Origin of the sequence: Gillisia sp. Hel_I_29 (assembly GCF_000744275.1) — a bacterium.
Classification (GTDB): domain Bacteria; phylum Bacteroidota; class Bacteroidia; order Flavobacteriales; family Flavobacteriaceae; genus Gillisia.
In genome coordinates this window covers 67,827-82,820 of the sequence record NZ_JQLP01000001.1, presented here as the reverse complement: position 1 = coordinate 82,820, position 14,994 = coordinate 67,827, and the positions used below count along the sequence as shown (strand labels likewise).

The window sequence follows — 14,994 nt, the reverse complement described above, 5'->3', positions numbered from 1 at the left end:
TATCAACTACTCATCCCACCAAACCGGGAAATTGATACTATTGTCATTTGTAGTGCTAGCTGCCTGATTGTAATTTTGGGCATTTAGTGCAGCTTCTTCAGTAGGGTAAGGCATTCTAACAGGAATGAGATCGTTATTCAAACTTGCAGAAATTGGCTTAAGATCTGGAAATCCTGTTCTTCTCCATTCTGTCCAACCTTCGTACCCGTTTATCATATTAGCGATCCATTTTTGGGTGATGATCTGTTCGATCTTATCTTTTCCATCTGTACCATAAGCAGCCGTAGCGCTTAAATAATCTTGGGGCAATGCAGTGTTCCAATATTCAAAAGCTTGGGTAACGGCCAGCTCATATAACATTTTAGGATCTGCTTGAATATATCCTTTTTCGGCAGCTTCGGCTAATAGAAAGTTGGTTTCCCATCCTGTCATAAAATTAGCGTCCAACATTCCAGAGTTTTCTCTAAAGATTTTCCCTGCGTACGAATAATCTGCAGGAGAAATGGAGGTTTGTGAAGCATCTATTCCGTTGATGAGTCCGTTGTAAACTTGTGGATCATTTCCTGTGGGTCTAAACAACACCTCAATTCTTGGATCTTCTAGATCATGCAAGATTTCATCTATAGTTTCAGACATCACGAAATTGTTGAAATCTCCGGCTCTTAGTCTTGCCAGTCTAAAATTATTTGGCTCCCCATCTGTAAAATCAAAAGTGGCATTATCAACATTACTTCTGATGAAATTGCCTTCCTGATATACTTGTTGTAATTGTGAAGCAACATCGGTCTTTTCTGAAATGCGCATCAAACTTTTAATCTTCAAAGAATTTGCAAATTGTATCCAGTTATCAAGATTTCCATTAAAAAGAATATCTCCTTCTAATTTGATAGCGCCGTTGTAATTCTGAATTGCTGCTATCCCTTTATCGAGATTATCAAGAATTCCGCCTTCAGCTAAATAAATATCTTCCTGAGCATCATATTTTGGAGTGGTGGTCACTTCTTTTCCTTTAAAAGCTTCAAAATACGGCACATCTCCATAAATATCTGTGAGCGCAGCGGCCATATAAGCTTTCATTATAAGCGCCGGACCTTCATAAACCCGATTAGCTTCTGTAGTTCTGGCTTGTTCTAAAATGATCTCATTATCTCGAAGATTGGTGTAAAAAACAGGCCAAGGATTACCTCCAAGTTGCGGAGACTTCAAGGCATGTCTGTCAAAAAGGTTAAAATCTAAAGCTGTTAAATATTGCCCTAATAAGTTTCCGGCAACAAAACCTTCATAAGACATTTCTTCGCTATAATCATAAATGACTTGCCTCAACAGCAAACTTGGCTGAACTTGCAAAGGTGCATTTGGATTGGTGTTGATATCTTCAAAATCTTTGGTGCAAGAAGAGATAGCTGCAAATGCTACTAAAAGTGCTGTTATATATATAAATCTTTTCATCTTAAATACTATTTTTAAAAGGCTATTATCGCCTAAAAATTAATTCCTGCTTTAAATCCAAAACTTCGGGTGGTAGCATAAGACATATCTTCTACACCACTTACAAATCCGTTGCCTTGCACCGCTAATTGTTCAGGATCAAAATGAGGAATTTCACTAAATGCAAATAGATTTCTTCCAACCAAAGAAAGATTGATGGTTGCTCCATCTTTCATAAACCCAAGTGCTCCCTCGTTCAGGTTAAAAGTATAGCCTACAGCAAATTGTCTTAATTTTAGGTAAGAAGCATCATAAACGTTGTTCTCTTCATGATTTCTATCGTAATACTGACGGTAATATGATTCTGCAGAAACTGCTGTGGTATTAGGCACATAAATTGGATTTTCTGAAGTCCCGGTGTTTACTACTCCATCTGCAATTATTCCCGCTTCCGGTCTATAAGAAGTTTCTTCTAACTGGCCTCCAACAGCTCCTAAAGCTAAAGTTCTTGAAACTAAAATTCCACCTTGTCTCCAGTCTAATAAAAAGCTAAGGTCCCAATTTTTATAGTTGAATTGGTTGTTGAAACCAAGCATAAAATCTGGGTTGTAGTTACCTAATTTCTGAAGGTTATTATCTGCAATATATCTTCCGGCTTCCGTTAAGATGAAATCTCCATTTTCATTCTTTAAGTACCCGGTTCCATACAGATCTCCAATTTTTCCGCCTTCTTCTACTTGTAACCAAACCGTTTGATCTGGATTGTCATAAATTCTATTGTAAGCCAACGTCAATCTTCCTGCTTCCTGCGGAAGTTCTTCTACTTTAGACACATTTTTGCTAAAATTCAAGGTGCTATTCCAGCTAAAATTGCTATTTCTAATAGGAGTAATGCCTGCGATGATCTCAATTCCCTGAGATCTAACTTTCCCTGCATTCACCACTTTTTGTGTATATCCGGAAGAGATCCCAATTGGTAAGGATAAAATCTGATCTTCTGTCAGGGCATTGTAATACGTAAGGTCAAAATTCAATCTGTCTTTAAAGAATCTGATATCGGCACCTACTTCATAAGAAGTAGTTCGTTCTGGCTTTAAATTAGGATTAGAGATGATGTTCTGATCGCTAAAAGTAGGTTGAGACATATAAGGTGTTTGTGAAACAAAAGCTCCTGTGGTTTGATAGGGATCTGTATCATTTCCTACCTGTGCCCAACTGGCTCTAAGCTGCGCAAAAGAGAAGAATTGAGGCAATTCTGTTACATTTGAAAGTATAAAACTTCCCGAAACTGAAGGATAGAAAAATGAAGTATTAGCTACAGAATATGGTGTGTCAAGAGCGCTAGACCAATCATTTCTTCCGGTAACATCTAAAAACAAGAAATCTTTATATCCAAATTTCGCAATTCCATACATGCTATTGATTCGCTTTTGAGATTCATATTGAAAAACTTCAATTGGAGAGGCAGCATTGTTCAATTTAAAAACTCCGGGCTGCGCCAAAGCGGTGGTTTGTGATTGAGTGGTAGAAGCTTTTTGATCAAGTCTGTTTCCACCTAAAGAAATATCAGCAGAAATAGCTCCAAAAACGTTGTTATAATTCAGAAGGAAATCTGTGTTGATCTCTCTAAAGAAAACCTCATGTTCACCATAAGCACCATTTTTGAATCTATTGGAGCTGAATGCTCTCTTGAACTGACGGTTTTCACTAGAATAATCCATTCCGGTACGTACCGCCAAACTTAAATGATCTGTAATCTCTTGTTTGATAGAAAGATTTCCGAAAACACGATCTCTGTTGAAGGAGTTGGTGTTTTCATAGAGCATAAAATATGGGTTATCAAAATAGGTATAATTATAAGAGATCTGCTGCACATCTTCCAGACCCGGTTGCCAGTAATCTTTTAAATTCTGAATATTCAAAGATCTCGGGCCCCAAGCTACAAGAGAGTAATTTAGATTTTCTGAACCATATCCATTGGCAGGTCTATTATCACTTCCGGAATTCACATAGTTAATAGTGGAGTTTATGCTCATTCCTTTTAGCGGCTTAAAATTGAGTTTAGCAGCCACGGTTTGTCTGTCTAGATTTACACCCGGAATAATAGATTCACTTCTAAGATCTGTAAAAGAAAGTCTATAATCTCCTTTTTCAAATCCGGAAGAAACCGATATATTATTGATGGTTGTAACACCGGTCTCATAGAAATCTTTTAAATTATCTGGATGAGAATTGAAAGGAGTGGGAGTAATGGGAAGGTCGTTATACAGCGAAGTATCACCACCACGAACAATAGTTCCATCTGGTAAGACCACAGGACTATCATATTGAGGTATCAAAGTTCCCTGATCCAATCTTGGGCCCCAGCTGTATGTAATCAAGTCATTAACTCCACCACCAAGGCCATCTTTAAATTCAAATTTCCCGGAATTCCCTTGTCCGTATTCATTCTGAAATTCCGGAAGTTGAAAAGCGGTATCTATAAAAAGACTGGTATTAATACTAATCCCCATGCCTTTAGCTTTTGAACCGTTCTTAGTTTCGATAATGATCACTCCGTTGGAAGCTCTAGTTCCATATAAAGCTGCTGCACTTGCTCCTTTTAAAACCGAAACAGACGCAATATCATCAGGATTTACTTCCATCGCTCCGTTACCAAAATCTACTTCTTGAAATCCTGCGGCAGCTTCAGAAGTATTAGCAAAAACAGTGTTGTTGTTAATTGGAGTTCCATCTACAATAAATAGCGGATTGTTATTAGAGAAAGAAGCTTCCCCTCTAATGGTGATCTTAGAAGTAGAACCCACCCCAGTAGCACCTTGACTAATACTTACTCCGGCTAATTTTCCGCTAAGATTGTCTAAGAAGTTGACCGCTTTGACTTCAGAAATTTCTTTTTGCTGAATACTTTGTACAGCATATCCTAATTCTTTGGTTTCTCTTTTTAGTCCGAGGGCGGTGATCACTACTTCATTTAAACCTGTAGCAGATTCATTTAAAGTAACGTTGATATTATTTTGACCATTAATTTGAATGCTTACCGTTTGGTAACCAAGAGTAAATACTTCTAAAGTTCCGTTGAGGTTGGGAAGTTCTAAACTATAGAAACCATCATCATTTGTGGTAGTTCCTGTATTTGTGTTTTTAAGTACAACGTTGGCAAAAGCAACTCCATTTCCAGAAGCGTCTGAAACCTTTCCTGTAATTTTAGTTTGAGCAAAACCAGTTGCTGCAAGGCAAAATGCCAGGCACATGAATATAATTTTCATCAGATAATATATGTGAAATAATAAATAATCGAAAACCGAAAGATGTCGGTTGGGTTATAAGGAAGGAACAATAAGGTTTGGAGAGCCTTTATTGAATAAGATTCGGAATTGTAAACGGGGTATCAGAATATTCGGAAGACTATTAACTTTTTTGCCTGAGCTGAAAAGAGCAAGAATCAGTTTTGTAATTTCTACTGAAATTCCTTTAAAGCAATTTCTAAAAAATGAGAGATCTTTAAAACCATCAAGATCATTCAAGACTTCTAATTTTACAATTTCGGTAGAGGTTTTGTTTAAAACCGCTTCTAGAGACTTGCAAAGTTTGGAAGATTGCCACGGTAAATCTAGAAATGTTGCTGCATCAAATTGTGATCTTTCAATTCCCATTAAATAGAAACCTCCATCGGTAGAAGGTCCTATTATAACTTTATTTGCTTCTAATTGTGTTGCGGCAGCAATTAAATGAGATGTTGTAAGCTGTGGAGTATCATTTCCAATAGTTATAATATTGGTAAAACCTTGATCAAATACTTCCTGAATTGCGTTTACAAATCTACTCCCGAACGAATTTCCTTTTTGCTCTTTTTCAGTATAAAGAAAATAGGGTAATTCGGATCTTTGAACGGTTTTAAGTGTCTTATTATTTAGAACATCAAATAATGCCTGACCTTTAGGAATAGCCTTTTGCATTTGCTCTTCCGCAGAAGAATTTGCAAATATCAAGACAGCAGTTTTTTTGGTCATTTAAAAAGAGGTGGCTTCGTAAAAGCTATTAGCGTTGTTCTATAATTTTTTTGTTTAGTCTATAACTGTTCCTTGGCAGCTACTTCCGGCGCCTGCGGTACAGCCATAACAATGTTGAGAAATGATAATGTTTCTGTCGTTAAGCAAATCTTCATTATACTCGCTAATATGCTTCACCTTACTATTTACTTTAAGATCTAACATCTGGTTGAAATCACAATCGTATAACCAGCCATCCCAACTAATAGAGATCGTATTGGTACACATTACATTTTCTACCGCTGCAGGATTATAAGCTTCTACCAAGGCATACATATAATCTTCATAATTTTCTGAAGCTATAAGGAACTCCAAAAATCTACTTATAGGAAGGTTGGTAATAGCAAATAAACTCCCAAAATCTATATTGAAATCTTCTTTTAAAGCTTCTTTAAAGTCGCGCTCCATCGCTTCCTGATCTGTTGGTAAAAAAGCTCCTGAAGGATTGTAGACCAAGTCTAATCTTAAACCGGTACCTTCTTTTGCATACCCAACTTCATTCAGCATTTGTAAAGCTTTGATGGATTTATCAAAAACGCCACTTCCACGCTGCTTGTCTGTTTTCTCTCGCTTATAATAAGGTAAAGATGAAATTACATGGACATTGTGTTCTTTAAAGAATTCCGGAAGATCGTGGTATTTTTTGTTGGCAAGGATGATGGTAAGATTAGATCTTACAATAAAATCTTTGATACCTGCTTTAGAAGCTTCTTCAACAAACCATCTAAAATTTGGATTCATCTCTGGCGCTCCACCGGTAAGATCTAGCGTATGAGCCCCGGTAGTTTTTATAACTTCCAAGCACTGCTTCATGGTCTCTACGGTCATAATCTCTTTTCTGTCCGGACCTGCATCTACATGGCAATGAGAACATACCTGATTACACATATAACCAAGATTAAGCTGTAGGATCTCTAGTTTTTTAGGCTTTAGAGGAAAATGTCCTGTTTCGGCGATCTTATCTTTAAAATAAGGCAGTTCGCCTTCACGAAATATTCCGTTGCTTAAAAATTTTAATTGATTGTCTGGACTGGATAGATCATCTTTTCTAGCCGACAACGATTTTAATAAGGTCATAGATATAAGTTCAATATATTATAATCTCGATCCAGCAAGAATTGAGATTCCAAGCCATCTTACATGCTTAATTTGTCATATTTATTCATCATTTGCACTCCGTGAACCAGGGTTGCTCCACCTTTAATGGCAGCACCAACATGAACAGCTTCCATCATTTCCTCTTTATTAATTCCTCTTTGAAGTCCGTCTTTTGTATAAGCGTCTATACAATAAGGGCATTGTACAACGTGTGAAACGGCTAAGGCAATTAGTGATTTCTCTCTTGCGGTTAAGGCTCCTTCTTCAAATACTTTTCCGTAATAATCAAAGAACTTGGTTCCTAATTCTTCATTCCATTCTGTAATTTTTCCAAATTTTCTAAGATCGGCTGGATCATAATAAGTTTTAGACATAATAAGTAAGGTTTGTATTTAGAATTAATCGCAAGTAATTGTAATACTTACGAAACTGTGTCTGTTTTGGTTTTGCAGTAAATATATAAGTTAAAGAAATGATTCATAATTTTAAGTAGTAATTATTTAAAATAATTAAGCTTTCTGTAGTTTTTTCTTATCAATTTTAAAATGTATAAGCTGAATATCAAAATATAACTAAACTTAGAATTTAGGCTTTTCAATTTAAAGGATTAAAAGTGTACTTACATTTAGTGTAGAAGTAGTTTGAAGATCGCTTTTTTACAGAGCGGCTTAAATTTAAAAAGGCAACTATTTTAAATAGCTGCCTTTTGTTTCAAATTGAATATGATCATCTAATATTAAAAAAAAATGATCTAAAAAAATGCTTTTATGCCTCTGATTTTAAATGTCTAGATAAATAGACATTTGTTTGAAAATGTAACTTAGGGGAAGTTTCAAAATTGATCTAACTAAGATCAATTATCTTTATTGCGAAGCGTTCTCTTTATTTTTCGGAAAAAGAAAACAGTTAGAAAGACTACTAGTAGTACCTCAAACCCCATTAAATAATATAATATATTCATGGTGTATAGTTTAACTCAGAAAATAACAAATTGATCTTTGCTAATACTGATACCACAAATATCAATTTATTTTAAAGAGGGAGTTAACGTTATTAAAATTTAAATTGATAGTTTTAACAAAACTTTAAATTTTAATTATTTATCTTTTTTCGTATGGAGTAACGTTATACGAATTAAAGTTACCTCCAATGCTTCTATTTTAGTAGGTTTATTGTTTTTTAGAATTATCATCCCTTATTTTTACGTCTTTACGATAAAGATGGATAAGTTGTAAATTATTGTTAATTTTGTGGCTGGAACTCGCCAGAAATTTCAGTGAGTTTAAGTATTGTTATGAGAATAGACGTTAAGACCTTACCTGTAGTAGAAATTCTTCAAGATATTTCAGAGCACTTAAATGCTCCTGTTGTAAATGGAAGTGGAGAGCTCACTATTCATGTTCCAGAAGAATTTGGAGAAGGATATATTAGGGGCATCAGTTTTGATTGTGGTATGGGTATAGTTTCTTACAATTGTAAGTTCTATCAGGATGTTTCTATTCATTTCTCTTTAAACACTGTTCATCCTCTTAAATTCATATTTTGCTCGGAAGGGCAGGTAGCTCATTCTTTTCAGGAAAGTGAAGAAGTTCACGAAATGGATGCTTATCAAAATATTATAGTTTCCAGTAGCGGGTATAATGGGCATGTGCTTTATTTTAAGGCTAATGTGCAAACACATGTATCTAGTTTGGAAATTATTAGATCTCGTTTTTCTCACAGAACTAATTACGATTTTAGAGATCTAGATCCAACTCTTAAAGATCTGTTCAAAGATTCTGTTTCTAAAAATAAATTCTTCTATCAGGGTAACTACAGTATAAAAGCTGCAGATATTATGGAGGAGATGAACACACAAGATTACACAGGCTTTTTGAGATCTATTTTCTTAGAAGGGAAGTCTTTTCATATGTTGGTCATTCAGATCGCGCAATATCAAGATGATGAGGCCGAAGATAGATTACCAACCATTTTAAGAAAATCTGATATTCATAAGGTAGATTACGTAGCCAAACGTATTATGGGTGATCTTGCCAGTAATTTAACGGTAGAAAGTCTTGCTAAAGAGGCAGGGACCAACGTTAATAAATTGCAGGAAGGCTTTAAGTATGTGTATGATCTTACGGTAAATAAATATATTCAGCATAAAAAATTAGAAGCAGCCAAGGAAATGCTAATGACAACAGAAAAGAACATTTCTGAAATAGTGATCGCCATTGGTTTAAATAACAGGAGTTATTTTTCTAAGATATTTAAAGAAAAATACGGGGTAAATCCGAAATATTTCCTGAAAACACGAAAAACTACCAGCGCATAGGTAATAAGGTAGTATTATTTTGAAGTTAGTTATACGTGTAAATTAGATTCCACAAGCATTACATTATCGCAGCTCAATTTTATAATTCATTGTCTATAATATGAATTCAACCTCCAGGCTCTTAAAGATTTTCACTAATTTTTTTAAGCGCCCACTTGTGGTTGCTATTTGTACAACGATCTTCTTTCTATCTATTGGGCTATTCGGTCTTTGGCAACGCTATCAGATCTTAAAAGAATCGGATACGCGAGAGATGACCAATATCATTAATCTTGTTGAGCAAAATATAAATCACTCTCTAAAAAACAGTTATTCTGTAGCCTTAAGTCTGGCGTTGCTCATAGATGATTCTGGATCTGTTAATAATTTTTATGAAGTAGCTCCATCCCTGGTAGATGATAATCCCTTTATAGATGGAGTTCAAATGGTGCCCGGAGGTGTTATTCAGCAAGTATATCCATTTGAAGAAAATAGGAGTGTTATTGGATATGATATCTTAAAAGACAGCAAAATAAATGCAGAAGCATATAAAGCTATACAATTACGTAAAATGTATTTTGCAGGTCCCTTTGAATTACGGCAGGGTGGATATGCAATTTTAGGGAGACTCCCTGTCTTTATTAAGAATAAGTTCTGGGGTTTTTCTGCTATTATTATAAAGTTCGATAATCTATTAGATAAGTCGGGCATATTCCCATTGGTAGGGGATAAGTATAATTTTCAATTTTCCAAGATACAAAAGGGTACAGGAGAGGAGATTGTTTATTCTCCAAACAAAGCGGAGCTAGATAGATCTTATTCACAAACAGTACTTTTGCCTGATGGCGACTGGAAATTCTACATATCTCCGGTAAACCGGAATGCAAATTTCTATATGCTTCTTCCTTTTTTGATCCTGGTGATCTTATCTTCTTTATTTTTAGGCTGGGCGATGTTTCAGCTATTAAAACAACCAGCAAGATTACAGGCGCTCGTTAATTCTCAGGCGGGAGAATTAATTAAAAGTGAATTGAAATTTAGGAGTATTTTTAATCAGGCTGCCATTGGCGTAGCGCTTTTAGATTCAAGTACCGGAAAGATCTTAGATGCCAATAAAAAATGCAGAGAACTTATAGGGTATAGTAAAGAAGAGATCTTAACCTTAGATTATATGCAGCTATCTTATCCGGAAGATCTACAGGAAGATATGCAAAACATGGAACGCTTAAGAGCCGGAGTATTTAAAGAATACACCATGAAGAAGCGTATTATAAGAAAAGATAAAGAGGTAGTCTGGATCAAACTTACTGTTTCGGCAATGTGGCATGAAGGAGAATCCCCTACCACTCATGTTGCTATTGTGGAAGATATTACAGAAAAGAAGCAGGCAGAAACAGATCTTAAGCGTTCTTATCAAACGGTAATGGATCAAAATAGAAGATTGCTTAACTTTTCATATATTGTTTCTCATAATTTGAGATCTCACTCTAGTAATTTTCAATCCATATTAAATTTATATGAGTATTCAGAGTCTGAAGAAGAGAAGATAAAATATATTGAGATGCTTTCTAACGTGGCAGATTCGCTTAATCAAACCTTGGTAGATCTAAATGATGTTACTTCTATACATTCTAATATAGATCTGGTAATAGAGCCAGTTCCTATGCTTAAATATATAAACAGAACTTTAGATCTGTTAAAGATCGAAATAGAGAAGAAGAATGCTGTTTATAATATTAAGGTTCCTGAAGAGATGGTTGTAGACTTTAATGCGGCCTATATGGAAAGTGTATTGCTTAACTTCTTATCTAATACGTTAAGATATAGAAACAAAGCGGTTCCGTTAGAAGTAACTATTACCGGGAGAAAAGAAGGTGCCGGTTGGGTGTTGGAAATTGCAGATAATGGTATTGGTATAGATCTAGAAAAACATCGAGATAAACTCTTTGGATTGTATAAAACGTTCACCGGGAGATCTAATTCTAGGGGAGTGGGATTATTTATCACAAAAAATCAATTGGATGCCATGGATGCTAAAATAAATGTAGAAAGCACTGTGGGAAAAGGTTCAAATTTTAAAGTGCATTTTAAATGAAAAAAGATATCTGTGTTATAGATGATGATATGATCTATCAGCTCATCATAAAAAAGATGATAAACCGCACGGCTGCTTTTGGTGAGATCGTGGTGTATAGTCGTGCAGATATAGCCCTAGATTATTTTAAAAATTCAGAAGTTTCATTACCAACAGTGATCTTGTTAGATATAAATATGCCCGAAATGGATGGCTGGCAATTTCTGGAAGCACTTAAAGAATACAGACCTCAATTTGCAGAAGAAACCAAGATCTATATAGTTACTTCTTCTATAGCAACCTCAGATAAGTCTAAGGCAAATGCGATCCCGGAGATCTCCGGATTTCTAAGTAAACCCGTAAGCATTGCAAAGCTTAAAGAGCTTGGAGAAAATTTGTATTAGTAGATATTCCTTCTTTAATCAAATTCCTCAATCTCTATATATTAAAAAAACCCCAAGACAAATGTCTAGGGGTTTTTAAGGTGGTGCCTCCAGGAATCGAACCAGGGACACAAGGATTTTCAGTCCTTTGCTCTACCAACTGAGCTAAGGCACCAGTTGCTTTAAAAACTTGTAGTAAGCCTCTCAAGCGGGTGCAAATATAATTTCAATTTTACTTTCTCACAAATGAAATTTTAAAAAAATGCTTTTGTAACTTCGTTTTTTTAAATTAAACCTATGAATCTAGTCGTCGATATTGGAAATACGTTGGTCAAAATGGCTGTATTTCAGCAAAGTAAATTCATCACAAAAAAAATTTGCCTCAAACAAGATTTTTTAAAAAATTTTGAAGAAATAATTCAAAAGTACCCTCAAACTAGCAAATGTATGGTCTCTTCGGTAGCTAAAACCTCTCCAAAGTGGTTTCAAAAGATCGAGGAAACGCTAGATCTCACTATTCTTACTCCCGAGCTTCCAAAAGTCTTTACGAACCTTTATGCTACTCCTTCAACTCTGGGGAATGATAGAACAGCGCTGGTGTCTGCAGCATCTTTTCAATATCCAAAGCAAAATGTGTTAATTATTGATGCCGGCACGTGTATCACATTCGATTTTATTACTAGCAAAAATGAATATTTTGGAGGTGCGATTTCTCCCGGATTGCAAATGAGATATAGTGCGTTAAATACGTTTACTCAAAATTTGCCGTTATTAGAACCAGAAGAAGATGTAGCACTTATTGGTAATTCCACTAAAAATAGCATGCATTCTGGTGTTATTGTGGGAATTACAGCTGAAATTGATGGGGTGATAAATGCCTATAGTTCTCAGTATAAAGATTTAACAATTATTTTGACAGGCGGAGATGCACAATTTTTGTGTAAACGATTAAAAAATAGCATCTTTGCGAACTCTAATTTCCTCCTCGAAGGATTGAATTATATTTTAGAATTTAATAAATCTCAATGATTAAACGATTTATAATAATCGTAGCCTTGTTATCTACCGTGTTAATGGCTGCTCAGGAAGGAACATCCTCCCCTTATTCTTATTACGGAATTGGACTCAATAAATTTAAAGGAACTGTAGAAAATCAATCTATGGGAGGGCTTAGGCTATTCTCAGATAGTATACATGTGAACCTAAGAAATCCTGCCGCTTACGGAAGATTGAAGTTAACAACCTATACCGTAGCAGGAAGTACACAAAGTATTAAGCTTACGGGAGATGAAGGCTCGGAAAATAGTAAAACTACAACCTTAGATTATTTGGCGATTGGTATCCCAACCGGAAAACTTAATTTTGGTCTTGGCCTTATTCCTTATACCTCTGTTGGATATAGAATTTTAGATGTTAATGAAGAAACTGCCAATAGATTTACAGGTAGAGGTGGTATGAATAAAGTTTTTCTTACCGCTGGTTATGCACTAACTGAAGATCTGAGTATTGGTGTAGAAGCAGATTATAATTTTGGGAATTCTCAAAATACATTCACAGCTTTTCAGGCTGGAGTGCAATATGGAACTCGAGAAATTTCTAGAAACGACTTTAAAGGGTTTAGTTATAATTTTGGTTTAGACTATCAGCATGATCTATCGGAAGAGCTTAGAATGTACTCTGCAATCACCTTTGCGCCTAAGATGAGTATCAATCTAGACAAAATGGTGAATACCGCAACAGTTAGAATTGGGCTGGATGGTACAGAACAGGTTACAGATGAAGTTGATGTAAATTCTGAAGACAATGAGTTAACGCTACCAGGGCAGCTTACCATAGGTGCAGGACTTGGAAAGGTGAACAAATGGTTTATGGGTGCAGAATATACAAACTTGAAAGCGAGCGATTTTGGTCTTAATTCTTCAATTACAGGTCAGAATTCAAATTATAAAGACGCCTCTCAATATAGGTTGGGTGGATTTTATATTCCTAAGTATAATTCTATTACAAGTTACTTAAGTAGAGTTGTTTATAGAGCGGGTGTGAGGTATGAAGAAACTGGCTTAAGTATCAACAATGAAGATATCAACGAGTTTGGCATATCTTTTGGATTAGGTCTACCAGCAGGAACAGATTTCTCAAATGTAAACTTAGGACTAGAGTATGGACAGCGCGGTACAACAAGTTCTGGTTTAATTAAAGAAAACTTCTTTAAAGTTTCAATAAGTTTATCTTTGAACGACAAATGGTTCCAGCAACGTAAATTTGATTAACCACAATAAAAACAAGAAAATGAAAACTAAATTTATAATTGCCCTTTCTGGATTGTTATTAGGATCTGGTGTGCTACACGCTCAGTCTAATGCAGATTGCGCTACGAAGGCAGCGCTGGCTTATGATGATGCAAAAGCTCAAAGATATGAGCAAGCATACAAGCCTTTAATGGAAGTTAAAGAAAATTGCCCAACATATAGTTTAGCAACCTTCCAATATTTGGAACGTGTGCTTAATTATAAAATCGATAATGCTCAGGCAGATCAAAAAACAGCTTTTATTGAAGAGATGATTCAATTAATGAATGATCGTCTAAAATATTTTCCAAATAAAACAAGTGCTGGAGATGTTCAGGCTAGTATTGCAATGTTAAAGTATGACAATGGTATTGGTACTAAAGAAGAGCAATTCAACGCATTTGATGAGGCTTTTAAAGCTGATAGAGCAAACTTTACTAGTGCTAAAGCACTTTATGCTTACTTCTCTTTACTTGTAGATCTACAAGATGAAGGAAAGAAAAGTTTAGAAGATGTATTTGCTAACTATGATGAAGTTGTTTCTAAAGTAGAAGAAGAAGAAAATTCTCTAGCAGAAAATCTTGCTCCACTTTTAGAGAAACAAGAAGCAGGAACGGCTTTAACTGCTAAAGAAGAAAGATTAGTTAAGAATTCTGAGATCAACTTAAAGGCTTATAGTACTGTAAAAAGCAGTATTAATGGTAAATTAGGTCAGAGAGCAGATTGTGATAACTTGATTCCTCTTTACAATAAAGATTTTGATGCAAGAAAAGATGATGTTTCTTGGTTGAAAATTGCAACAGGAAGATTGTCTGCTAAAGATTGTACTGAAGATCCGATCTTCTTTAAATTATCTGAAGCTTTACACAAAGCTGAGCCTTCTGCAAAATCTGCTCTTTATTTAGGTCAATTAGCGGATGCAAAAGGACAAGCTTCTCAAGCTCTTAAATATTATAACGAATCTGCAGATCTAGAAACTAATCCTTCAGATAAGTCTAGAGTTTACATGAAGATTGCAGATAACTATAAGAAAAAAGGAAGCTTTGGTCAGGCTAGAACGTACTATAGAAAAGCGCTTCAAGCGAAGCCTTCTTCAGGAAGAGCTTACTTGCAAATAGCAAATATGTACGCTCAAAGTGCTAACAGCTGTGGTACAGATGCCTTTAGTAAAAGAGCCGTATACTGGTTAGCTGCTAACTATGCTGCAAAAGCTGGAAGTGTAGATCCATCTTTAAGTGGAGTTGCAAATGAAAGTGTAGCTGCATACAAAGGAAGAGCTCCTCAAAAAGCTGATATTTTCCAGGCTGGAAAAGCAGGTCAATCAATCAGCATAGGATGTTGGATTGGTGAGAGCGTGAGAGTTCCTTCATTGTAA

Annotated in this window: 11 protein-coding genes and 1 tRNA gene; 6 read left to right on the top strand and 6 right to left on the bottom strand. The window is 35.4% G+C overall.

The genetic code is table 11. From position 1 onward, the window contains the following. Nucleotides 1-6: 6 nt before the first annotated feature. Genes P163_RS00305 through P163_RS00285 form a run of 5 tightly spaced genes read right to left on the bottom strand, consistent with a single transcriptional unit; the run spans nt 7 to nt 6,952 of the window. Entirely contained in the window at nt 7-1,449 is a 1,443-nt protein-coding gene (locus P163_RS00305; protein ID WP_034886747.1) for a SusD/RagB family nutrient-binding outer membrane lipoprotein, read from the bottom strand. A 32-nt stretch (nt 1,450-1,481) separates the two neighbouring features. Further along, entirely contained in the window at nt 1,482-4,697 is a 3,216-nt protein-coding gene (locus tag P163_RS00300) for a SusC/RagA family TonB-linked outer membrane protein (protein WP_034886745.1), read from the bottom strand. Between the two features lie 54 nt (nt 4,698-4,751). Beyond that, the gene (locus tag P163_RS00295) at nt 4,752-5,441 is read right to left on the bottom strand and encodes a DUF2064 domain-containing protein (protein WP_034886743.1); all 690 of its coding nucleotides are present in this window, start codon (nt 5,439-5,441) and stop codon (nt 4,752-4,754) included. 54 nt (nt 5,442-5,495) lie between these two features. Further along, nucleotides 5,496-6,557: an arsenosugar biosynthesis radical SAM (seleno)protein ArsS gene (arsS, locus tag P163_RS00290; RefSeq protein WP_034886741.1), complete on the bottom strand. Its 1,062-nt coding sequence runs from the start codon at nt 6,555-6,557 to the stop codon at nt 5,496-5,498. A gap of 59 nt (nt 6,558-6,616) precedes the next feature. Next, complete coding sequence (locus P163_RS00285) at nt 6,617-6,952, bottom strand: arsenosugar biosynthesis-associated peroxidase-like protein (protein WP_034886740.1); 336 nt, start codon at nt 6,950-6,952, stop codon at nt 6,617-6,619. Between the two features lie 920 nt (nt 6,953-7,872). Here P163_RS00285 and P163_RS00280 point away from each other — a divergent pair. From P163_RS00280 to P163_RS00270, 3 genes are all read left to right on the top strand, one after another. Then, entirely contained in the window at nt 7,873-8,895 is a 1,023-nt protein-coding gene (locus P163_RS00280) for a helix-turn-helix domain-containing protein (RefSeq protein ID WP_034886737.1), read from the top strand. A 100-nt stretch (nt 8,896-8,995) separates the two neighbouring features. Continuing rightward, complete coding sequence (locus P163_RS00275; protein ID WP_051931015.1) at nt 8,996-10,969, top strand: PAS domain S-box protein; 1,974 nt, start codon at nt 8,996-8,998, stop codon at nt 10,967-10,969. Next, a complete protein-coding gene (locus P163_RS00270; protein ID WP_034886735.1) occupies nt 10,966-11,352 on the top strand; it encodes a response regulator in 387 nt (128 codons plus the stop codon). The genes P163_RS00275 and P163_RS00270 overlap by 4 nt, the downstream gene beginning before the upstream one ends. A gap of 81 nt (nt 11,353-11,433) precedes the next feature. Here the strand turns inward: P163_RS00270 and P163_RS00265 are convergent. Next, nucleotides 11,434-11,506: transfer RNA gene (locus tag P163_RS00265), tRNA-Phe, on the bottom strand. A 122-nt stretch (nt 11,507-11,628) separates the two neighbouring features. On the opposite strand from P163_RS00265, the gene P163_RS00260 reads away from it, so the two are divergent. Genes P163_RS00260 through P163_RS00250 form a run of 3 tightly spaced genes read left to right on the top strand, consistent with a single transcriptional unit; the run spans nt 11,629 to nt 14,994 of the window. Then, nucleotides 11,629-12,360, top strand: a complete 732-nt coding sequence (locus P163_RS00260) for a type III pantothenate kinase (protein WP_034886734.1) — start codon at nt 11,629-11,631, stop codon at nt 12,358-12,360. Beyond that, nucleotides 12,357-13,601: a membrane protein gene (locus P163_RS00255; RefSeq protein WP_034886732.1), complete on the top strand. Its 1,245-nt coding sequence runs from the start codon at nt 12,357-12,359 to the stop codon at nt 13,599-13,601. The genes P163_RS00260 and P163_RS00255 overlap by 4 nt, the downstream gene beginning before the upstream one ends. A gap of 19 nt (nt 13,602-13,620) precedes the next feature. Next, complete coding sequence (locus P163_RS00250; RefSeq protein WP_034887690.1) at nt 13,621-14,994, top strand: tetratricopeptide repeat protein; 1,374 nt, start codon at nt 13,621-13,623, stop codon at nt 14,992-14,994.

Coding starts and splice junctions, on each gene's coding strand:
- P163_RS00300 (WP_034886745.1), bottom strand. CDS start 4,697: ATGAAAATTATATTCATGTGCCTGGCATTTTGCCTTGCAGCAACTGGT.
- P163_RS00250 (WP_034887690.1), top strand. CDS start 13,621: ATGAAAACTAAATTTATAATTGCCCTTTCTGGATTGTTATTAGGATCT.
- P163_RS00270 (WP_034886735.1), top strand. CDS start 10,966: ATGAAAAAAGATATCTGTGTTATAGATGATGATATGATCTATCAGCTC.
- P163_RS00260 (WP_034886734.1), top strand. CDS start 11,629: ATGAATCTAGTCGTCGATATTGGAAATACGTTGGTCAAAATGGCTGTA.
- P163_RS00305 (WP_034886747.1), bottom strand. CDS start 1,449: ATGAAAAGATTTATATATATAACAGCACTTTTAGTAGCATTTGCAGCT.
- P163_RS00275 (WP_051931015.1), top strand. CDS start 8,996: ATGAATTCAACCTCCAGGCTCTTAAAGATTTTCACTAATTTTTTTAAG.
- P163_RS00295 (WP_034886743.1), bottom strand. CDS start 5,441: ATGACCAAAAAAACTGCTGTCTTGATATTTGCAAATTCTTCTGCGGAA.
- P163_RS00255 (WP_034886732.1), top strand. CDS start 12,357: ATGATTAAACGATTTATAATAATCGTAGCCTTGTTATCTACCGTGTTA.
- P163_RS00280 (WP_034886737.1), top strand. CDS start 7,873: ATGAGAATAGACGTTAAGACCTTACCTGTAGTAGAAATTCTTCAAGAT.
- P163_RS00285 (WP_034886740.1), bottom strand. CDS start 6,952: ATGTCTAAAACTTATTATGATCCAGCCGATCTTAGAAAATTTGGAAAA.
- arsS (WP_034886741.1), bottom strand. CDS start 6,557: ATGACCTTATTAAAATCGTTGTCGGCTAGAAAAGATGATCTATCCAGT.